Source organism: Streptomyces sp. ERV7, assembly GCF_001653515.1.
GTDB lineage: Bacteria > Actinomycetota > Actinomycetes > Streptomycetales > Streptomycetaceae > Streptomyces.
This window is the reverse complement of the sequence record NZ_LYOY01000051.1, coordinates 449,554-469,251: the sequence shown is the minus strand read 5'-3', so window position 1 is coordinate 469,251 and position 19,698 is coordinate 449,554. Positions and strand designations below refer to the sequence as shown.

General features: G+C 72.0%; 19 protein-coding genes and 2 pseudogenes. 11 read left to right on the top strand and 10 right to left on the bottom strand.

What is annotated here, in order from left to right; all coding sequences use genetic code 11:
* Positions 1 to 8: 8 nt before the first annotated feature.
* Entirely contained in the window at positions 9 to 1,868 is a 1,860-nt protein-coding gene (locus A8W25_RS25005; protein ID WP_067165222.1) for a M1 family aminopeptidase, read from the bottom strand.
* A 376-nt stretch (positions 1,869 to 2,244) separates the two neighbouring features.
* Here A8W25_RS25005 and A8W25_RS25000 point away from each other — a divergent pair, with 376 nt between their 5' ends.
* Positions 2,245 to 2,700, top strand: coding sequence for a hypothetical protein (locus A8W25_RS25000; RefSeq protein WP_067165219.1), 456 nt, complete (start codon positions 2,245 to 2,247; stop codon positions 2,698 to 2,700).
* Between the two features lie 33 nt (positions 2,701 to 2,733).
* On the opposite strand, the gene A8W25_RS24995 is transcribed toward A8W25_RS25000, so the two are convergent.
* Together A8W25_RS24995 and A8W25_RS24990 are read right to left on the bottom strand one after the other, a co-directional pair.
* A complete protein-coding gene (locus tag A8W25_RS24995; RefSeq protein WP_067167166.1) occupies positions 2,734 to 3,105 on the bottom strand; it encodes a MerR family transcriptional regulator in 372 nt (123 codons plus the stop codon).
* 26 nt (positions 3,106 to 3,131) lie between these two features.
* Positions 3,132 to 3,914 (bottom strand): SDR family NAD(P)-dependent oxidoreductase, encoded by a 783-nt coding sequence (locus A8W25_RS24990; RefSeq protein ID WP_067165217.1) that lies wholly within the window; start codon positions 3,912 to 3,914, stop codon positions 3,132 to 3,134.
* Between the two features lie 278 nt (positions 3,915 to 4,192).
* On the opposite strand from A8W25_RS24990, the gene A8W25_RS34110 reads away from it, so the two are divergent.
* Positions 4,193 to 5,257 (top strand): hypothetical protein, encoded by a 1,065-nt coding sequence (locus tag A8W25_RS34110; RefSeq protein ID WP_067165215.1) that lies wholly within the window; start codon positions 4,193 to 4,195, stop codon positions 5,255 to 5,257.
* Positions 5,167 to 5,448, top strand: a pseudogene (locus A8W25_RS35800) (WD40 repeat domain-containing protein); the annotation flags it as partial. The gene A8W25_RS34110 and the pseudogene A8W25_RS35800, both read left to right, overlap by 91 nt.
* A gap of 53 nt (positions 5,449 to 5,501) precedes the next feature.
* On the opposite strand, the gene A8W25_RS24980 reads toward A8W25_RS35800, so the two are convergent.
* Both A8W25_RS24980 and A8W25_RS24975 read right to left on the bottom strand, forming a co-directional pair.
* On the bottom strand, positions 5,502 to 5,960 hold the full coding sequence (locus tag A8W25_RS24980; RefSeq protein ID WP_067165212.1) for a cytidine deaminase family protein: 459 nt from the start codon (positions 5,958 to 5,960) through the stop codon (positions 5,502 to 5,504).
* Between the two features lie 52 nt (positions 5,961 to 6,012).
* Entirely contained in the window at positions 6,013 to 6,783 is a 771-nt protein-coding gene (locus tag A8W25_RS24975; RefSeq protein ID WP_067165210.1) for an ArsR/SmtB family transcription factor, read from the bottom strand.
* A 396-nt stretch (positions 6,784 to 7,179) separates the two neighbouring features.
* Between A8W25_RS24975 and A8W25_RS24970 the strand changes: the two genes are divergently transcribed.
* On the top strand, positions 7,180 to 9,108 hold the full coding sequence (locus A8W25_RS24970) for a helix-turn-helix domain-containing protein (RefSeq protein WP_067165207.1): 1,929 nt from the start codon (positions 7,180 to 7,182) through the stop codon (positions 9,106 to 9,108).
* A gap of 60 nt (positions 9,109 to 9,168) precedes the next feature.
* Here the strand turns inward: A8W25_RS24970 and A8W25_RS24965 are convergent, their stop codons facing one another.
* Entirely contained in the window at positions 9,169 to 9,780 is a 612-nt protein-coding gene (locus A8W25_RS24965; RefSeq protein WP_067165206.1) for a TetR/AcrR family transcriptional regulator, read from the bottom strand.
* A 304-nt stretch (positions 9,781 to 10,084) separates the two neighbouring features.
* Here A8W25_RS24965 and A8W25_RS24960 point away from each other — a divergent pair, with 304 nt between their 5' ends.
* Entirely contained in the window at positions 10,085 to 10,732 is a 648-nt protein-coding gene (locus tag A8W25_RS24960) for a hemerythrin domain-containing protein (protein ID WP_067165203.1), read from the top strand.
* A gap of 113 nt (positions 10,733 to 10,845) precedes the next feature.
* Here A8W25_RS24960 and A8W25_RS24955 read toward each other — a convergent pair whose 3' ends face one another.
* Positions 10,846 to 11,709, bottom strand: a complete 864-nt coding sequence (locus tag A8W25_RS24955; RefSeq protein WP_067165201.1) for an SDR family oxidoreductase — start codon at positions 11,707 to 11,709, stop codon at positions 10,846 to 10,848.
* Between the two features lie 38 nt (positions 11,710 to 11,747).
* Entirely contained in the window at positions 11,748 to 13,328 is a 1,581-nt protein-coding gene (locus tag A8W25_RS24950; protein ID WP_234386566.1) for an FAD-dependent monooxygenase, read from the bottom strand.
* A 268-nt stretch (positions 13,329 to 13,596) separates the two neighbouring features.
* Between A8W25_RS24950 and A8W25_RS24945 the strand changes: the two genes are divergently transcribed.
* The 6 genes from A8W25_RS24945 to A8W25_RS24920 all read left to right on the top strand — a co-directional run bounded on the left by A8W25_RS24945 (position 13,597) and on the right by A8W25_RS24920 (position 17,239).
* Positions 13,597 to 13,908, top strand: a complete 312-nt coding sequence (locus tag A8W25_RS24945) for an antibiotic biosynthesis monooxygenase family protein (RefSeq protein WP_067165195.1) — start codon at positions 13,597 to 13,599, stop codon at positions 13,906 to 13,908.
* A complete protein-coding gene (locus A8W25_RS24940) occupies positions 13,905 to 14,384 on the top strand; it encodes a nuclear transport factor 2 family protein (protein WP_234386565.1) in 480 nt (159 codons plus the stop codon). The genes A8W25_RS24945 and A8W25_RS24940 overlap by 4 nt, the downstream gene beginning before the upstream one ends.
* A 4-nt stretch (positions 14,385 to 14,388) precedes the next feature.
* Positions 14,389 to 14,904 carry a nuclear transport factor 2 family protein gene (locus tag A8W25_RS24935; protein WP_067165194.1) on the top strand — a complete coding sequence of 172 codons (516 nt, stop codon included), beginning with the start codon at positions 14,389 to 14,391 and terminating at the stop codon, positions 14,902 to 14,904.
* Positions 14,885 to 15,346, top strand: coding sequence for a nuclear transport factor 2 family protein (locus A8W25_RS24930; protein ID WP_067165192.1), 462 nt, complete (start codon positions 14,885 to 14,887; stop codon positions 15,344 to 15,346). The genes A8W25_RS24935 and A8W25_RS24930 overlap by 20 nt, the downstream gene beginning before the upstream one ends.
* Positions 15,343 to 16,119, top strand: a complete 777-nt coding sequence (locus A8W25_RS24925) for an SDR family NAD(P)-dependent oxidoreductase (RefSeq protein WP_234386564.1) — start codon at positions 15,343 to 15,345, stop codon at positions 16,117 to 16,119. The genes A8W25_RS24930 and A8W25_RS24925 overlap by 4 nt, the downstream gene beginning before the upstream one ends.
* 64 nt (positions 16,120 to 16,183) lie before the next feature.
* Positions 16,184 to 17,239, top strand: a complete 1,056-nt coding sequence (locus A8W25_RS24920; RefSeq protein WP_067165190.1) for an LLM class flavin-dependent oxidoreductase — start codon at positions 16,184 to 16,186, stop codon at positions 17,237 to 17,239.
* Positions 17,240 to 17,335: 96 nt separating this feature from the next.
* Here A8W25_RS24920 and A8W25_RS24915 read toward each other — a convergent pair whose 3' ends face one another.
* Both A8W25_RS24915 and A8W25_RS24910 read right to left on the bottom strand, forming a co-directional pair.
* Positions 17,336 to 18,805, bottom strand: a complete 1,470-nt coding sequence (locus A8W25_RS24915; RefSeq protein WP_067165188.1) for an FAD-binding protein — start codon at positions 18,803 to 18,805, stop codon at positions 17,336 to 17,338.
* A 94-nt stretch (positions 18,806 to 18,899) separates the two neighbouring features.
* Positions 18,900 to 19,698, bottom strand: a pseudogene (locus tag A8W25_RS24910) (DUF3710 domain-containing protein).

Below are 19,698 nucleotides of genomic sequence, written 5' to 3'. Positions count from 1 at the left end.
CGGCGGTGTCAGCCGTCGATGCGGTGCTGGGTCCAGAACGACGTCAGGTCCGTGGTCGTGGCGGCCTGGGCGGCGGCCTTGAACTCGGCCGTCGTCGAGACGCCGTACCAGTGCGAAGTGGCGTAGTCCTTCAGGAGCTTGGCCATGGTGGTGTCACCGAGGACGCGCCGCAGGTCGTGCAGGGCGCACTTGCCGTAGCCGTAGACGACGGTGGAGTAGCGCGAGGAGTGGGTGTCCCAGTAGGCCATCGAGTTGGTGATCTTCTCGGCCGAGGACGCCCAGGAGACGCTGTTCCAGCAGCCGCTGCCCGTCTTGTCGAGCGCCAGGTCGGTGGCGTAGTCCGTGAACGACTCGTCCAGCCAGGGGCTGGTGTACTCGTCGTCCCCGACGATGCCGTAGAACCACTGGTGGCCGATCTCATGGGTGAGCGCGGTGGTGCTGACCAGGTCGAGGACGAAGCCGGGGTACTCCATGCCGCCGAACCAGTAGTTGTTGTCGATCACCGCGTCCAGCTCGCCGTACGGATAGGCGCCGAAGCGTGCCGCGTGGGAATCCACGGCGCTCTTGGCGGTGCTCAGCATCGACTGGGCGTCGGAGGAGCTGATGCCCGAGACGGAGTAGATGTTGATCGCGGTGCCCGCGGCCGAGGTGCCGGAGATCTTGCTGAACGGGCCCGCCGCCCAGGCGAAGTCACGGACCTTGGAGGCGGTGGCGGTGGTGACCGTACGGCCGCTGGAGCCGGGGGTGTCGGCCGAGGTGCCGGTGGCGGGCACCAGCAGGGAGTTCGGGTGGTCGAGGGTCACCTTGAAGTCGGCGGCCAGGGAGTAGAAGGACTCACCGTTGTTGGTGTACGGGTCGAGGTGCCAGCCGGAGCCGTCCTTGACCGCGAGCACGGGCAGGGCGTTGCCGATGTTGTTGAACGCCCCGTCATGACCGAAGCGGTCGGCGCCGCTGGGCACGGTGATGCCCAGGTCGAAGCCGATCGTGGCGCTCTGGCCCTGCGCGAGCGGTGTCGGCAGGGCGATCTGCAGGGCGGTGCAGCCGACCGACAGGGAGCCCGCCGTGCCGCCGGTGACGTTGGTGACGGTGATCGGCATGGCCGAGCAGGTGCCGTGGTAGTTGTCCCACAGCCGCAGATACACCTCGCTGAGCGGGGTGGTCGAGGCGTTGGTGAAGGTCGTGCTCTCGTGGCCGGTCCAGACACCGCCGCTCGTGTCGCTGCTGAGGTTGACGGTGTACGAGGGCGAGGCCGGCGTACGGGTGGAGTCGCCCGGCGGGGTGGTGTCGCCGGAGGTGTTGAGGGCGACGTCGTCGATGACGAAGCTCGTCTGGAGGCTGGAGTCCTCGGTGCCGGTGAAGGCGACGTTCACGGTCTGTCCCGCGAAGGCCGACACGTCGAACGACTTCTGAACGTACCCGGTGTTCTTGTTGAGGTTGGAGTACGTCGCCAGGGTCGTGCTGCCGATCTTCGCCGTCAGCTTGTCGTACTGGGTGGACGACGTCGTCTCGGCGGTGTCGATGTGCAGCCAGAAGGTGAGTGTGGCGGTGCTGCAGCCGGAGGGGACGGTGACGCTCTGGGAGAGGGTGTCGGTGTGGGTGCGGCCCACTCCGTTCAGCCAGGCGAAGTAGCCGCCGCCGTGGGCACTCTGGCCCGCGCGGTTGGTGATCACACTGGTCTGCGACTGGCTCCAGGGCGAAGTCCCGCTCTCGAAGCCGCCGTTGGCGACCACCTGGGCGGGGGTGCACGCGGCGGCCCGGGGCGCCGTGTGCGGTGCGGCTGTCGCCGCGGTGCCCGTCAGCGAGAGGCCGGCCAGCGCGGCGACGGCGAGTGCGCCCGCCGCGAGGGCCTGGTGGGGGGTGGGTCTCACACGTAACTCCTTTGACGCGGCCGGGATTCCGGCGTGCTCGGTGGCCGCCCGCCGGCTTGGGTGCGCCGGAGAGCGGCCGCGGACTGCGCGCATCGCTCACGCGATCGCTGCGGTGAGATTTCTTCTCGCGCCTCCCCGGGGCGGTCCGGGCAGGCGGCTGCCGGAAAGCCTGGCAGATTTGACCAGGGCATGCCATCAGGGACAGGTAAAACTGTCGCCTGTCCAACACCCCCCGATCACCCTTCACCTCTTGCCGCATTCCCGTACGAAAGGGACGGAGACGACCGCCAGTTGGGCGTGCATGAGATCAAGCCAACTGGCGTTAAAGTGATCACCTCGCACCTCAGTTCAACTGAGCTCGTTCCTTGGGGGATTCATGCGTCTCAAGCACGCCCTGGCCACCTGCACGACCGTGGTTCTGGCCGCCCTGCTCGTCCCGGCCGCCGCCTCGCCCGCCGCCGCGGCCCCGCCGACCACGTATGCCAGCGTGAGAGCGACGGACTGGTCGTACGCCGGCAGCGTGAGCATCGGATGGCGGATCCGGCCGTACAGCCTGGACCCGGTCACGATCAGCATCCAGGACACCGCGACCGACGGCTACGCCATCGGCGCCCGCCTGGTCACCAACGGCGACAACGGCCACATCGTGTGGCGGATGCGGACCATCCCGTCGGGCCAGGACACCGCGACGTGGACGACGTACGCCACGCCGGGCGGCTACATCAACAACGCCTACATCGAGGTCTGCAAGATCAAGGTGAGCACGGGTGTCATCGCCTCCTGCGAGTCCTCGTCGGTGATGAGCGCTCCGTTCGACGACTCCTCGGTGTGAGGTGTGCCGTTCACGCGTAGGGGAGCGTGAACGTCAGGCCACCGGGCGGATCCGGCCGCCCGTCCTCTCCCGGAGGGCGGCCCGGAGACGGTCGCGGGCCGCTGTCTGGGCGGCGATGCGTTCTTCGAGGACCGCCAGGCGTTCCAGGGCGACCCGCAGCCCCCGGTCCGAAGGGGGCGCCGCGGCCACGTCGCCGTCCAGACAGGGCAGGAAGACCTGGACGTCGTCCAGGGTGAGCCCCGCGGCCAGCAGGTGGCGGATGTTGCGGACGCGTACCACCGTGTGACCGCCGAAGACGCGGTAGCCGTTGGCGGCTCGCTCCGAGGCGATCAACCCGGCCTGCTCGTAGTGCCGCAGCGCACGCGCCGTCGTCCCGGTCGCCTTCGCCAGCTCGCCTATCCGCACCCGTACCACCTCCCGGACCACTCCTATCACGCCACCACCGCCCCTCCGTCCACCGGGAGGACCACCCCGGTGACGAACGACGCGGCCGGGGCGGCGAGATGGGTGATGGCCCGGGCGACGTCCTCCGGCCGCCCGATCCGGCCCAGTGGGGTGTGCGCCACCTGCCACGCGCGCAGCGCGGCCAGCCGCTCCGGTGTCAGGCCCTGGTGCTCGCCGATCGGTGTGTCGATGGCTCCGGGGGCGACGGCCACCACCCGGATGCCCCGGGGCGCCAACTCGACGGCCCAGCTGCGGGTCAGCGTCTCCAGCGCGGCCTTGGTCGCCGCGTAGAGCGAGTTCCCGGGCCAGCCGCGCTGCCCGACCGAGGTGCTGACGTTGACGATCACCCCGCCGGAAGCCTCCAGGGACGGCAGCGCTGCCTGGGACAGCAGCGTGGGGGCGATCAGGTTGGTGGCGATCTGCGGGGCGATCAACTCCGGGGCGAGGGTGCCGAGCGCACCGCTGCGTACGATGCCCGCGTTGTTGACCAGCACGTCGAGGCGCCCGTGCCGTTCGAGCGCGGTCGCCACGATCCGTGCGGGCTCGCCCTCGGCGGTGATGTCGGCGACCAGCGGTGTGATCAGTTCCCGGTCGGCGGCCGTCTCCTGAAGCGGTTCGGCCCGCCGTCCGACGGCCAGCACCCGGGCGCCCTCGTCGGCGAAGGCGCGGGCGGTGGCCCGGCCGATGCCGGTACCGGCCCCGGTGACGACGACGGTCCTGGTGGCACGCGATGCGGTGGGCATGGAGGTGGTGGTGTTCATGCCGGTCATCGTTCAACCCTGCCGCCAGTGACAAGGTCAAGGAGAGGCGCTACGCGAGAGGCCCTCCACCCGGATACGACAGTGGACGTATTCCGGCTCCACAGATGGCCACAGGTCCTGCGCGCGCAACGCGGTGGGACGACAATCCTGGTGCATCACAGAGCCTTTCCGGACAGTCGGGTCGCCCGGGCGGGCTCCACGGACGACCGGGGGGACAAACCTCATGACCGATCCCGTAACCGTCGGCGCGGTCACCGCGGTCCTCGGGCGACGAGGCCGGAACGGTCGTGGTGCAGGACGTCGAGGACGGACGGGCGGCCGTGCGCGTGCGGTTGCCGTCACGCGTACGGGTCCGGGCGGTGGCGGTGGACGAGTCGGCCGGGGTGCTGCTGGCCGGAACGGACGACGGCACGCTCGCCCGGTGGCGGTTGGCGCCGGGGAAGCCCCCCGTGCCGCTGCCATTGATCAATATGTACGGCTCGGTGTCGGCGCTCGTCGTGGACGAGGCGGCACACCTGGCCGTGGTGGCGGCGGGCGGCCATGTGGTGGCGGTACGGGTGTCGGCGGCCGAGGAGGCGACAGCGGCGGACACGGAACTCCACTCGGCGCCGTACGGAATCCGGCTCGCGCTGGGCCCGGACCGGCATCCCCTGGCCGTAGACGGCTCGCAGATCGGCGCCTGGGCGAGCACACGGGCTCTGGCGGCCTCGCCCGCCGCGGCCGCGGCGCCGGGCACCACGGCTGTGGTGGCCGATCCGCTCACGGGTGTGGTGTACACCGGCGACGAGGTGGGCCGGGTGCACGGGTGGGCGCTCCGCGGCTCCCCGGTGCCGCAGGGCGCGACTCGTGCGGGGCCGCCCGCCTCGGCGGTCCAGGACCTGGCCACGGACGGCCGGACGCTGGTGTCCCTCAACCGTGAACACCGCCTGGTCTCCTGGGATGTGACGGGCCGTCGCTCCCCCGCGTCACAGCCGGTGGAGGCCGTCGACGGAGAAGTCACCGCGCCGGCGTACGGGCCGCAGGGCGCGCTCGCGGTGGGAACCGGCCACGGCGGCATCCGTCTGCTCGGCACCCCTCCCCCGCCTCCTGGAGCACCGGCGGCCCGGCGGTGGCCGGCCCGGCCTGGCGCTCGCCCACGACGCTGCTGGTACTCACCGACGACGGGGCGCTGCGCGCACTCGACCCCCGGACGGGCACGCAGCACGTCCTGGTACGCCACCCGGGCGCGGTGGACGTACGGGCGGCGCCCGACGGCACGGCGGTGGCGGCCTGGCGGAACGGTCCGGTGTTCCTCCTCAAACCGGACGGCGCGAACGCCCCACCCCTACGGACGGGCCACCCGGACCAGGTGAGGTCAGTGGCGCTGGGCCCACACGGCGAGCTGGCGATAGGAGTGGGCGAAGCGGCGGAAACCCGCATCCTCCTCTGGAGGGCGAACACCGACTACACGGCCCCACCCGTGGAGTTGAAGGGCCACCACCTCCACGTCCCGACGCTGGCGTTCTCACCGGACGGCCACATGCTGGCGAGCGGAAGCGACGACCGCCGCGTCATCCTCCGGGGGCGCTCTGCGAGCCGTAGGCCGGGGGCGCCCGCCTACGGCGTACCCGGCTGTTCGCCCTCGAAGGCCTTCGAGCCCTCCTCGGGGCTCCATGCCGTGACGAAGGGCATGAGGTCCTCGATCCGTACGCCGGCGATGACTCCGCGGGCCGTGGGGAGGATCACGCGGATGCCCGGGTGGTAGTCGAAGAGCACCTGCCGGTCTCTGCCACACGGGCCGACGACGCCTCGGCCCATGTTGCCGACGGCGACGATCGTGGTGAGCTCCCGGGCGCCGGAGGCGCGGGCGTTGCCGAGGGCGACGAGTTCGGCGCAGGGGCCGCCGGTGAAGTGGTAGAGGTTGATGCCGCCGTACATCGTGCCGTCGGCCGCGCGGACGGCGGCGCCCATGGTGTGGACGCCGGCCTCCCCGTCGGTGTTGGCGTCGACGACGGCGCGGGCGAGGTCGACGAGTTCATGGTCGGCGGCGGTCAGTTCGCGGGTCGGGATCTTCATGTCCGCAGGCTATGGCGGGTACGGACCGGGCCGCGAACGGTTTGGCGGCTCGTCAGTCCTCGCTGCCGGGGCGGGTCCACATCGGCAGGGAGAGCGGCTTGCCCGACTCCACGAAGGTCTTGAGGTTGGACAGCACCGCCGACCAGCCTCCCGCGGCCTCGCGGCGCTCCTTGTCGTCGCGCAGGTTCTCGTGGGTGACGGTGAGCTGGACCGTACCGCCGAGCGGCTTGAGGGCGAAGGTGACGGTGGCGGGGCCGTCGGGGCGCTCCTCGTCGGGCCCGGCCCAGGTGAACACCAGACGGCTGGGCGGGTCGGCCTCGACCACGGTGCCCACGACGTCGGCGATGCCGGAGCCGTCGACGCGGCGGTGCTCCCAGGGAGAGCCGGCCCGCCAGTCGGAGACATTGCTGTGGCCCCAGTACGCGGCGGTCATGTCGGGGTCGGTCAGTGCCTCCCAGACCTTTTCCGGGGTGGCCTCGATATAGGTGGTGTAGACGAATTCCGGCTTGGCGGACATGGCGTGCTCGGCCTTTCTCTTCAGTGCGCTCAGCGCCTCCAGGCGCGGGCGTTCGAACTTCTGGATCCACCGCTCCTGGATCTCGTGGAGCGGCACGGGGTTGAGGTAGTGGAGCTTCTCCCGGCCCCTGCGGACCGTGCTGACGAGATGCGCGGCCTCCAGCAGACCCAGGTGCTGGGTGGCCGCCTGGCGGGACATCGCCAGGCCTTCGCACAGCTCCCCGAGGGTCTGGCCGTTGTTCTCGAACAGCCGGTCCAGCAGTCGTCGGCGGGTCGCGTCGGCGAGGGCTTTGAAGACCTTGTCCATCTCATCGCTCACCCCTCCATCATGCAAGCATTTACTTGCATGTCAAGTTCGCGAGCCTCCGACGAGCCCCAACTGCACCGTTACCCCCAGCCGCGCATAGTTCTGGCCAAAACACGGGAAATTACTTGATCGCGCCTTCGTCATGAAGTCCTAATGGCCGCGGGGGGTCCTGTTGTGGTGACGAAGATGGAAGCCGGAGAACTGAAGAGCAGGTCAGCGGTCCCGCGGTCGCTCTGCCAGGCGATCCGTCGGCCAGGACCCGTCTCCGGGCGGCGGACCCCCTTCCGCCGCGAAACGGACCGGTCCGGACGAGACACCCCCATCACCCCCAGTCGCTCTGTCGCGTCGGCGCGACCCGTCGGCGGAGCGTCCCCCCTGCGCACAGTACGGAGTGAGATGTTCGAAGACACGGCCACCCTGAGCGGTGCCGTCACCTATCTGGAACTCCTGGCGATGCGGGCCTCCCGCGGGGCCTTCAGTCAACCGGCCCTGCAGGCACGGCGGGGAGGCGCTCCGCCGCACGTCGTGGAGGACCTGGAGCGGGCCGAGCAGCTGGCCCTCGGGGTCGAGCAGCAGATGGCCGACCTGGAGCGGCGCAAGAACGAGCTCGCTCTGCTCATGGACACGACCCGTGCCCTGGTCGAGCAGGACGACCTCGACTCGCTGCTCACGACCCTCGTACGCCGCACCCGCCTGCTGCTGCACGTGGACATGGCCTGGGTGCTGCTCCTGGACGGTGAGGACGGCTCGTGCGTCCGGGCCGCCGACGGGGCGATATCCGTGCTCGGCGGAGTCGCCCGCGTCCCCGTCTGGCAGGGGCTGAACGCCATCAACGCGGTGGGGCAGTCGCCCGTGTGGACCGCCGACTGCCACCGGGACGACACGGTCCCGCGCTCCGAGCACATCGAGGCCGTCGTCCTGGAAGAGGGGCTGACGGCGCTGCTCGCGGTACCGCTGCGCAGCGACGGCAAGGTGGTCGGGGTGCTCTTCGGCGGCGACCGGGTCGCCCGCGCCTACACCGCGGACGAGGTGGCGACGATGTCGGCCGTCGCCACCTACGCCACCGCCGCCGTGAAGTCGGTCCAGGCCCTGGAGCTCGCCCGGGGCCGGGCCGGCGACCTCGCCGCCGAGGTCGACCGGCTGCGCGCCCGGGAGAAGACGCAGCGGCAGACCGCCGAGAGCGGCCGGCACCTCGTCGAACTCGCCCTGGGCGGAGTCGACGTGAAGGCGTTCACGGTCACCGCGGGCCGGCTGCTCGACGGCGCGGTCTGGCTGCGCGACGAGAACGACGACACCATGGCCCGCGGCAGCGGCGACTGGAACGACGAGCAGGAGCTGGCCGCCGCCACCTTCACCGCCCGCGCCGAGCAGCGCGTCGTCCACCTCGACGAGGGCACGGTGGTCGCGCCCGTGCGGACCGGGGAGGAGGACCGGGGCGCCTTGGTCCTGCGCTGCCGGGCGGAGGGAACGCCCGACATGGACCTGGTCCGGTACGCGGTGCAGGCGGCGGCGATCCTGGTCACGCTCAACCGCGGCGCCGAGTCCGCCGACCGCAAGTTCCGCGACGAGGCGCTGGACCGGCTGCTCGACGGCGTCCCCTTCAGCCGCCGCTGCCAGCGCCGCCTCAAGGGGCTCGGGCTCGATCTGAGCCGTCGGCACGCCGTGATCGTCACCCGGCTCCCGGTCGGCGAGGGGCACGCCCTGTCGACCTGGACGTCGACCTTCGTCTGGCTCCGCGGGGGCGCCAGAACGGTCCACAACGGCCATCTCGTGATCCTGCTGCCGCACTCCGACGCGCGCGAGGCCGCCCGTGACGTGAAGCAGCGCCTCGCCAAGACGCTGGGCCGGCCCGTCGCGGTGGGCGCGGCGTCGGCCTGCGGCGGCCCGGAGGGGCTCCTCGCCGCGTACCAGGAGGCCGCCGCCTGTCTGGACGTCCTGACGATCCTCGGCAAGGAGGACGCGGACACCCCGGCGATGGCCGACGAACTCGGCTTCGTGGGCATGCTGCTGGGCGGCAGCCGTGACATCGGGGCCTTCATCGAGCAGACGCTCGGCCCGATCCTCACCTACGACGAGCGGCGCTCCACCAATCTCGCGGCCACCCTGGAGGCGTACTTCGCGGCGGGCGCCAGTCCCACGTACGCGGCCGAGGCACTGCGGGTGCACACCAACACGGTGGCCCGGCGCCTGGAGCGCGTCTCGCAGCTCCTGGGTCCCGAGTGGCAGCAGCCGGGCCCGGCCCTGGAGATCCAGCTCGCCCTGCGCCTGTCCAGGGTCAGCGAGTCCCTGCGGGGCCACGCGGTGGCCGGACAGGGCGTGAGCTGACCCGCTCCGGGGCTCTCCGCGCCCGCCCCGGTACGAGCGCGTGCCGGGGCGGGCAGGTGGTCAGACAGGGGCGTGCGCCGCGAGGAAGTCGTCGACCACGCGCTCGACGTACTCGGCGGTGACCGCGCGCCCGGCGAGCAGACGGCGGTACATCAGCGGGCCCGCCAGCTGGTCGACGGCCAGGTCCGCGTCGAGGTCCGCCGCCAGCTCGCCGCGGGCCTTCGCCGCGTCGAGCACGGCGCGGAAGACGCGCGAGCCCTCGCGGTAGAGCGCCTCCTTGAGCTGGGCGAAGACCGGGTCGACCCCGGCGCGCTCGATGACCGCGCGCAGCCCGCGGTCGCTCACCGGGTCGTGCAGCAGGCGCCGCAGCCCGTCGAGTTCACGGACCAGGTCCTCGCGCAGAACACCCGTCGGCGGGGTGTGCGCGGTGGAGATCCGCTCGGCGATGACGTCGCGGACCAGGCCCGAGGCATCGGGCCAGTGCCGGTAGAGGGTGGTACGGCCGACTCCGCTGCGGGCGGCGACGGCGACATGGGTCACGGCCGACCAGCCCTGCTCGATGAGCAGATCGCGGGCGGCGGCCAGGGCGGCGGCACGGCTGCGTTCGGCGCGCGGATCGGGCCCGCGGCCCGGCGCGTCGGAGGTGCGGCTCGGCTCGGTGGGCGCGGACATCCGGCTCCGTCCTGTCGTCGTCGTGGCACGAGTGTAGGGCGCACGGCCCACTGGGCATGTCCCGGCGCGGCGGCGTATGCGCAGGTCACACCCCTCGACGGTACGAAGCGCCGCGCGGCGCGACCCGTTGCCGACAGTCTGCACCGATCCAGTCTATGGAACAACTTGCCCCACATCTCGGTGTGGGGCATGCTGTTCCACAGGTTCGGAACACCGTGCACCGCTGGGTGCCGGCCCGCCGTCTCCCCCACCGCCGGGCCATCCGCAGCGACACCCGTATCCCGTATGCGAGAGGACTCCTGCCATGACCGCCACCGAGGGCCGCGTCCAGCCCGACCTGACGCTGATGTACGCGACCCACGACGCCTTCCGGCGTGATCTGGGCCTGCTGGCCGCGGCCGCCCGGGAGAACGGCACCGCGCCCGGCTCGGCCTTCCGGACCGGGTGGGAGACCTTCCAGACCTTTCTGACGATCCACCACACCGCCGAGGACAAGGTGCTGTGGCCGCTGATGCGCGCCAAGCTCGCCGACAGTCCGGCGCAGTTGCGGATGCTCGACGACATGGACGCCGAGCACGAGGCGATCGACCCGATGCTGGAGGCCGTCGAGGACGTACTGGCGCAGCGCCGGCAGGACCGGCTGCCCGCGCTGATCGCCGCGGTGGCCGACAAGCTGGCCCACCACCTCGACCACGAGGAGCGGGCGGCCCTGCCGATCGTCCTTGAGGTGCTCAGCGCCCAGGAGTACGACACGTTCGGCGCCGAGCAGCGGCGGATGCTGGGGCTCAAGGGCGGCGCCCTGTACTTCCCCTGGGTGCTCGACGGCGCCTCGGAGGAGACGAAGCACACCGCGCTCGCGGTGGTCCCGCCGCCGGTGCGCTTCCTCTTCAAGGCCGTGTGGCGCCCGCGCTACGAGAAGCGCACCCGGGCCTTCTCGCGGGCCGCGGCCTGACAGCGGGCGCACCCCCTCGGCGAGCACGGCAGTGCCCGGCGTCCATCGGATGGACGCCGGGCACTGTGCCGTAACGGGCTTGCCGGTCAAGGCAGTTCAGCCACTGCCGGGGCTCAGGCGAAGTCGCCCTTGTGCGCCTCGGCCCAGTCCCGGAAGCTGCGCGCCGGGCGGCCCAGCACGCGCCGCGCGTCCGGGAACAGCCGCCCGCGGAAGTCGTCGCCCGATTCGAGCGCCTTGCGCAGCGCCGCCACCACGCCGTTTGCGGTCGCCTCCCCGTACAGGCCCGCCATGACGGCGCGGTGCTCCTCGATGGAGATCTGCTCGAAGCGCAGCCCGCGGCCGAGCACCGCGCCCAGCACCTCCACCTGCTGACGTGCCGTCAGAGCCTCGGGGCCGGTCAGCGCGTAGGTGCGGCCCTCGTGACCGGGCTCGGTCAGCGCGCGCACGGCGACATCGGCGATGTCCTCCGGGTCGACCAGCGCCTCGGGCAGATCGGCGACGGGGCTGCGCACCACACCGTCTCCGCGCGCCGCCTCCGCCCAGCCCAGGGCGTGCGTCATAAAGCCGTTGGGCCGCAGGATCGTCCAGGCCAGGCCCGACTCCGTGAGCGCCTTCTCGGCCTGGCGGTGCCACAGGCCCAGCGGGGTGTCGTTCTCCTCCTCGACCTCCGCGACACCGAGCGTGGACAGCTGCACGATGTGCTCCACCCCCGTCTTGCGCGCGACGGCCACCAGGTTCGCGTCGTGGGTGCGCTTGTTGTGGCCCAGCGACATGAGGAACACCTTGTGTACGCCGTCGAGCGCGTCCGGGAGCGTGTCCGGCAGGCCCATGTCGGCGCCCACCACCTCGACACCGGCCGGCAGGTGGGCGCGGGCCGGGTCGCGGGTCAGGGCCCGTACGGAATGGCCCGCCGCGTGCAGGCGCGCCAGCACCTTGCCGCCGACGTTGCCGGTCGCCCCGGTCACCAGAATGGTCATGGGTGTCTCCGATTCAGCTGGTTGGGAACGTGCGGTGGTCAGTGGGCGGGGCGGTCGAGGACCGTGCGCAGGGCGGCCTCCAGGCCCCCGGTGCCCGAGTCGTCGGCCGCGCGCCAGGCGACGAAGCGGTCGGGGCGCACCAGGGCCGCGCCCGAGGGCGTCACGCCGTAGCTCTTCTCCCAGCCGCTCGCCCGGTGCACGGCGATGTCGATGCCGAGCAGCGCGGCCGCGCTCTTCGCCGCCTCCTCCCAGCCGGTGGCGTCGGCCCCGGCGAGCAGGACGAAGGAGCGGCCGAACAGGGCGGTGGTGGAGCCGCCGCCGTCGAGCGGCACATACGGCGCCCGTGAGCCGGGGCGGCCGGTGGGGGCCGTCGGGTCTTCGAGGAGCTCGCCCTCGTCGCCCGGCTCCAGGGCCACGGCGCCCTGGGCGCAGCGGTAGCCGAAGACCTGGACGACCGGGTGGATGACCTCGGCCGCCGTACCGTCGTCGAGGTCGGGGCCCAGGCGCTCCACCGTGTTGGCGAACTGCTGCTCCGCGATCATGTCGGAGACCGGCCTGCGCTCCGCGTCATGGCTGGCGAGCAGTCCGGGGCCGGCCTGCCCGCGGACGGTCATGGCCAGCTTCCACGCCAGGTAGAAGCCGTCCATGACGGCCGTGTTCCCGCCGAGCCCGCCGGGTGCGGGCACCACCTTGGCGGCGTCGCCCACCAGGTGCACGCGCCCCACGGAGAACCGGTCCGCGACCTCGCACACGATCTCGGTGCGGCCCGAGCCCGCCACCGTCAGCTCCAGGTCGGGCATGCCAAGACCGGTGCGTACGAGGGCGGCGCACCGCTCCTCGGTGAAGTCGCGGAAGTGGGGCTGGTCCTTGGTCATCCCGTGGATGTAGCCGTAGCGGCCGGGGATGTCCGTGGTGTAGAAGACGCCCGGCACCGGCTGCAGGAGGTGGAACAGGGCGAACCTGCGGCCCTCGGTCACCCCGCCTTCCAGCCCCTTCAGCGGGCCGCTCATGTCCGCGTCGAAGAAGACCCGGAAGACCTCGCCCAGACGGCCCCGCCCGTGGACACCGACGCCCAGGGCCCGGCGCGCCGGGCTCTTGCGGCCGTCCGCCGCCACCATGTGGGCGGCGCGCACGGTGCGTTCGGCGCCGGTGGCCACGTCGCGCAGGAGCGCGGTCACCCCGTCGGCGTCCTGGGTGAAGGAGACCAGCTCGGTGCCGAAGGCGAGCTCGGCGCCGAGCTCACGGGCGCGCTCGGCCAGGATGACCTCGGTGTGCTCCTGGCTCGCCATCGCCCAGTCCTCGGGCGAGACATGGCCCATGCTCATCTCGCCCTGCGTCATGATGCCGCGCAGCACCGGGCCGGAGAGGGTCTCGGCGAGCGCCATGTAGAAGTCGCCGGTGCCGCCCGGCGACGCCGCGGTGATCCGGTCGGCCACGCCGCCGATGCGCAGCGCCTCCATGGTGTGCGGGTACTGCCCGCGCGCCTTCATCACGACGGAGGTGCCGGGGTGTTTCTCGACCAGCAGCGGCCGGACGCCGTGCAGGCCGAGGAAGAGCGCGGTGGACAGGCCTGACAGACCGCCGCCGGCGATGAGGACGGGCACGGATGCCTCGGACACGGACACTCCCGGGTTCGGTGGACAAGACGGTGCCTTCAGCATCGGCAGCCGGGACGGTGACCGGATCGGGGCGCGATGCCGACGGACTGGGGGCCCGGTCGTGGCGTACGGCGCCGTCGTTCCTCCAACGAGTCACCAACCAGGCATCAGCGGCGGAGCGGAGGGTGGAGAGCGCCCCGGGGCCACCACCACCCCGCGGTCCGGAGTCCTCGGGCACCGGCCCGCACCGGTGGCCGGGTGTCACCGTTCGCCCTAACGAGGAGTCTTCGTGGTCGTCTTCGTCAACAAGCTGACGCTCATCGGCAAGCCCGAGGAGCTGGAGCGGATCTACGCGCACGTCGCCGAGTTCATGGAGGAGCAGCCCGGACTGATCCGCTACCAGCTGATCCGCTCCCAGAAGGAGCCGGGCATCTACTTCAACGTGGCCGAGTGGGACAGCAAGGAGTCCTTCGACACGGCGCTCGCCGAGCCGGAGTTCCGGGCCCGCCTCAAGGCGCTCGGCACCGTCATCAAGGGCGAGCCGCACCTGAGCGACGTCGTGGTCGAGGGCGTCGCCCGCCAGGCCGGAGCGGCCCGGTGACCCCCGACGTCGCCGCGGTGATGGCGTCCGCCGGCACCCATGTGCCCGCCGTCTCGGCGGACACGTACGCCCAGATCCTCCAGTTCTACGCCCGCCATATGCAGCTGCTCGACGCGGGCGCCGCGGAGGACTGGGCGCAGGGCTTCACCGAGGACGGGGTGTTCGCGCAGAACGTCAAGCCCGAGCCGTGGAAGGGCCGTTCGCACATCGCCACCTCGATGCGGCGCGGCGTCGACCGGCTCGCCGGGCGCAATGTGCAGCGCCGCCACTGGTTCTCCATGGTGGTCGCCACCCCCGAGAGCGCCGAGGCGGGTGACGAGGAGGCGGTCCGCACCCAGTACTACGCGGTGGTCTTCGAGACCCCGCACGGCGGCAAGGCCTCGGTGTATCTGAGCACCACCGGCGAGGACGTGCTGGTCCGGCGGGCCGGCCGGTGGCTGATCAAGCACCGCGACATCAACCACGACGGGGCCTGAACCGATGGCGCCCCCGGACCCGGAGACCGCCGACGGCCGCCTCTACGACGAGATCCAGCGGTTCTACGCCCGCCAGGTGCGGCTGCTCGGCGCGGGCGACGTGGACCGCTGGGCGCTCACCTTCACCGAGGACGCCGTCTTCGAGCAGGAGGCCCCGGCGGACAAGGTCTTCGCCGGGAACGCGCCGCCCGTACGCACCGGGCGCGCCGCCATCCTGGCGGCGGCCCGCGGGGCGGTCGGCGAGCGCCGGGCGGACGGGCGGGTACGGCGGTATCTGATCGGGATGCTGACCGTGCGGCCGGTCCCGGACGGCGCGGTGCACACCCGCTATGACGCGGTGCTCGTCCAGACCCCGCGCGGCGGGCCCTGCGAGCTCCACTTGAGCACCACCGGGCGGGACGAGCTGGTCCGTCACGACGACGGCTGGCTCGTCCGGCACCGGGTCAACTCCCATGACAGCGTGGCCGGTTCGCACACCGGCACCGAGCAGGAGGAACACCATGGCCGATCTGACACGTGAGCGGGTGGAGGCTGCCTACGCGGCCCTCATGACCGGCGACCGGAACAAGATCACCGAATACTGGTCCGAGGACCTGCGCTTCCAGATGCCCGGCAACCACCAGTTCGCCGGCTGGTTCAACGGCCTGGACGACTACCTCCAGAAGATGGGCAAGCTGGGCGAGGCGTGCGCCGGCCGCATCGAGGCCGAGACGCTGAGCATCCTGATCAACGAGGCGGAGGGCATCTCCGTCGACATCTACCGGCTCGACGGCTACCGCGCGCACGCCGAGGAGGGGACCGTCTCCCCGTACGAGCGGCTCCAGGTCGAGGGCGTGCACATGCTGCGCTGGGAGAACGGCAAGATCGTCGAGGGCCGCAGCGCCCTGTTCGCCGACGGTGTCACGCGCGGCAATCTGTGGTGGTCGCCGGTGGGCACCGACGGAGAGCGCACCGAGCTGTGAGCGGGCCGGCCACGGGCGCGGACACGGGCCTGACCGGGCGGTGCGTCGTCGTCACCGGGGCCGGCACCGGCATCGGCCGGGCGGTGGCGCACGCCTTCGCCGACGAGGGCGCCCACGTCCTGGTGGTGGGACGCGGGGCCGCCCGGCTGGCGGAGACCGCGGCCGGACGCCCCGGGATCCACCCGTTCGCCGCCGACATCTCGGCGCCGGAGGGACCGCGCCTGGTCGTCGAGGCGGCCGTGCGCGAACTGGGCGCTCTGGACGTCCTGGTGAACAACGCGGTCACCATGCGCTCCGCCCCGCTCGGCACCGTCGAGGCGGACGACGCCCACCGCCAGGTCGCCACCAACCTGCTCGCGCCGCTCTTCCTCACCCAGGAGGCGCTCCCCCACCTGGAAGCGGCCAAGGGCACCGTCCTCAACGTCACCACCGCCGGCAACCAGCGCGGCTGGCCCGGCCATTCCGTCTACGGCGCCACCAAGGCGGCGCTGGACTTCCTCACCCGCACCTGGGCGCTGGAACTGGCGCCGCGCGGCATCCGGGTCGCCGCCGTGGCGCCCGGGCCCGTGGAGACACCCATCGGCGAGCACGCCGGTCTTGACGCCGCCGGCATCGAGCGGATGCGCGAGCGGCAGCGCGCGCGGGTCCCGCTCGGCCGGGTCGGCCAACCCGAGGAGATCGCCTGGTGGCTGGTCCACCTCGCCCGCCCCGAGGCGTCCTTCGCCACCGGCCTCGTGCTGCCGGTGGACGGCGGCGCCGGAGTCGTGTTCTGACCGGACGCCCCCACGTCACCGGACACCCCCACGTCACCGCACACCCCAACGTCATGGAGTAGCAATGGAATTCGGTATCAACTTCTTCCCCACCGTCGGCCCCGAGGAGAAGCCGGCCGACGTGTACTTCGACGAGGCCCTGCGGCTCGTGGAGCTGGCCGAGGAGCTCGGCTACGACCACGTCAAGACCGTGGAGCACTACTTCTTCAAGTACGGCGGCTACAGCCCCGACCCGGTCACCTTCCTGGCCGCGGCGGCCGCCCGCACCAGCCGCATCAAGCTGGTGACCGGCGCGGTGATCCCGGCGTTCACGCACCCGCTGAAGCTGGCCGGCAAGCTCGCCATGCTGGACAACATCTCCAAGGGCCGCCTCCAGGTGGGCTTCGGCCGGGCCTTCCTGCCCGACGAGTTCGACGCCTTCGAGCTGGCCATGGACGAGAGCCGGCCGCGCTTCCTGGACGGTCTGCGGGCCTGCCAGAAGCTCTGGGCCGAGGAGAACGTGGTCTGGGACAGCGAGTTCTACAAGTTCGGGCCGGTCACTCTGCTTCCCCGGCCCTACCAGCGCCCGCACCCGAGGATCCTGGTGGCCGCGGCCATCACGCCCTCGTCCTGCGAGCAGGCCGGCCACGACGGCCACGGGCTGCTGCTCGTGCCGTCCATCTCCAAGCGCGAGAAGGTGCAGGAGATGCTCACCCTGTACCGCAAGGCGTACGCGGAGGCGGGCCACGCGCCGGGCGGCGACGAGGTGCACCTGAGCTACGGCTGCTACCTCAGCGAGGACTCCGCCGAGGCCATGGCCAAGGGCCGTGAGTACTCGCAGCGCACCAACGCCGTGATGGTCGACGCCGTCGCCGCCTGGGGCACCCGCCGCAGCGAGGGGTACGCCGGGTACGAGGCCATCGTCGACAAGATCAAGAAGTCCGACTTCGACAAGTCGGTGGCGGAGAACAAGACGCTGGTCGGCACCCCCGAGGAGGTCACCGAGCGGCTGCGCACCATCCGCGAGTGGTACGGCGACGTCACCATCAGCCTTCAGATGATCTCCGGCAACCCGCCCTACGAGGAGACGGCCCGCACCGCCCGGCTCTTCGCCGAGCAGGTCATCCCGAACTTCCGCTGAGGGCACGGCACTTCGCACCGCGAGGCACGAGGAAGGGGCTCCCCCGAAACCATCGGGGGAGCCCCTCTCGTATGCCCGCTCACGGACGAGGGAACATCAGGCGCGCGTCACCGAGGCCACGAGCAGCGACGCCACACGGGCCGCGACCGCCGAGATGGTCAGCGCCGGCGGTACGGCGCCGGACGAGCCGTGCAGCAGCGAGCTGTCGACGACGTACAGGTTGCGCGCGCCGCGCACACTGCCGTCGGCGGCGGTGGCGAGGCCGACCGGCACACCGCCCACCACGTTTCCGCCCGTGGTGCCGATACGGTTGAAGGCCGTCCTGCTGCCCGGGGTGGCCGCGTTGAGGCGGTCCAGGGTGTGCTTGACCGCGTGGGTGGCGCGCACCGCGCGCGGGTCCTCCACCGGCCAGTTGAGGACGACGTCGTCCTTGACTGCGTCGTACCGGAAGGAGCCCAGCGGCTCGGTCGGCGAGGCGCCGATCGTGGTGATCCACCCCTCGTCGGACGGGGCGTCCACCCAGGGGAAGTTGAGCAGGGTCACCGGGGCGTGCGGGTTGTCCTGCCAGTCCTTGACGATGACCGAGCACGGGCCGCCCTGCGCCGGGTTGTTGGGAGCCATCCCCGTCCGTGCGGTGATCACCTCGCTGTTGCCGACCCGGGTGCCCACCGAGGCGTCCAGGCCCGGCAGGTGCCCGAGGGCCTTGGCGCGCAGCAGCAGCCGGGTGGTGCCCAGGGTGCCCGCCGCCAGGACCAGATGGGCGGTGTGCACCTCGTGGCGGGCCACCAGGGTGCCGCGCTCGTCCAGTTCGTCGTACGAGACGAGGTGGCCCTCGCCGTCCGGGCGGATCCCGGTGACCACGCTGAGCGGGCGCACCTCGACACGGCCCGTGGCCTCGGCGCGGGCCAGCACGGTGAGGTCCATGCTGCGCTGGGCGCCGCTGTTCACCCCGAAGACGTTGAGCCCGGCGATGTGCGAGGCGACCCGGCGCCCGGCCATCTCCTCGCGGATCACGTCCCAGTCGACGGCCAGGTCGACCAGGTCGTAGGGGATGCCCGCGCGCTCCAGCTGGTCCATGAAGTCGCGCGAGGAGCGGTAGAAGTCGGAGTCCAGGACGTCCTTCGGTATCGGGGAGCAGCCGATCAGCTCCCTGGCCTGCGGATACCAGACGTCGTGCATCTCCTGGTGGTCGAGATGGTCCCCGAAGGCCCGCCGGAACAGCTCGGGCGAGGGTTCGACCATGGTGCCGTTGCTGAGCAGCGAGGCGCCGCCGACACCGGCCGCGGCGATCATCGTCAGCCCCTCGCCCTCCAGGGATTCGAGGACGCCGGGGTAGATGTCGAGCGTCTGGTCGGTGAGCGGGGACTTCGGGCCCAGCCAGGACGCGCGGCCGTCGGGCCGGTGCTGGGTGGCGAAGGTGTCGCCGTCGCCGCCGACCGTCCAGCGGCGGCCGCGCTCCAGCACGATCGTGGCGACCCCGGCCTCGGCGAGCCGCAGGGCCGCGATCGATCCGGCGTAACCGCTGCCGACGACCAGAGCGTCGGTGCGGTGCTGATGGGTTTCCATGGGACGGCCTCTCTGAACGGATCGGAACATACGTAAGGGTGGGGGGAGTTGGGGGTCCGGGAAGGGGTGCGGCCCGCCGAAGGACCGGAAGGGGTCAGCGCACCTCGGTGATCTCCGGGCCGCGCTGGAGCTGGCCCATGCCGCCGGAGAAGCGCGAGCCCTCCTGCTCCTCCTGCTGGACGCCGTCGGGCATCATCTGCGCGTCGTCCGGCAGCTTCAGGACGATCGGGTCGCGCGGGGCCATCGGGCCCTCGCCGCGGACGACGACCGTGTCCTGGAAGATCTGCTCAAGCAGCCCCGCGGCCTGCGGCTGCACCGCGCCCTGGCCGGAGATCACACCGCGCAGGAACCAGCGCGGCCCGTCCACACCCACGAAGCGGACCAGCTGCACCGTTCGTACCGTCCGGGAGCTGGACGGGCACCTGGGCCCGCAGCTCCCAGCCCAGGGGACCCTCGACCTCGTCGATGACGCCGCCCTGCTGGGTGATGCCGGAGGCGATCTCCTCGCGGACCTCGCCCCAGATGCCCTCGTTCTTGGGGGCCGCGAAGGCCTGCAGCTGTACGGCGCTGTCGCGCAGCACCACGGTCGCCGCGACGATCGCGTCGCCCGCGACCTCGACCCGCAGCTCCATGCCCTCGACCCCGGGGACGAAGATGCCGCCCAGGTCGACCCGGCCCTCGCCGGCCTCGGAGACCTCCGAGATGTCCCACGGACCGTCCGGCCGGGGCGCCGGCGGCAGGTTCATCCTGCGCGGCTCGTCCGCGTCGGCGGAGCCTTCGGCGTAGTCGGCATCGGCGTAGTCGCCGTCTTCAGCATCGATGCCGTCGACGACCTGCTCGGCCTCGCCCGCCGTGTCCTCGGCGGATCCGCTCTTCTTGCGACGTCCGAACAC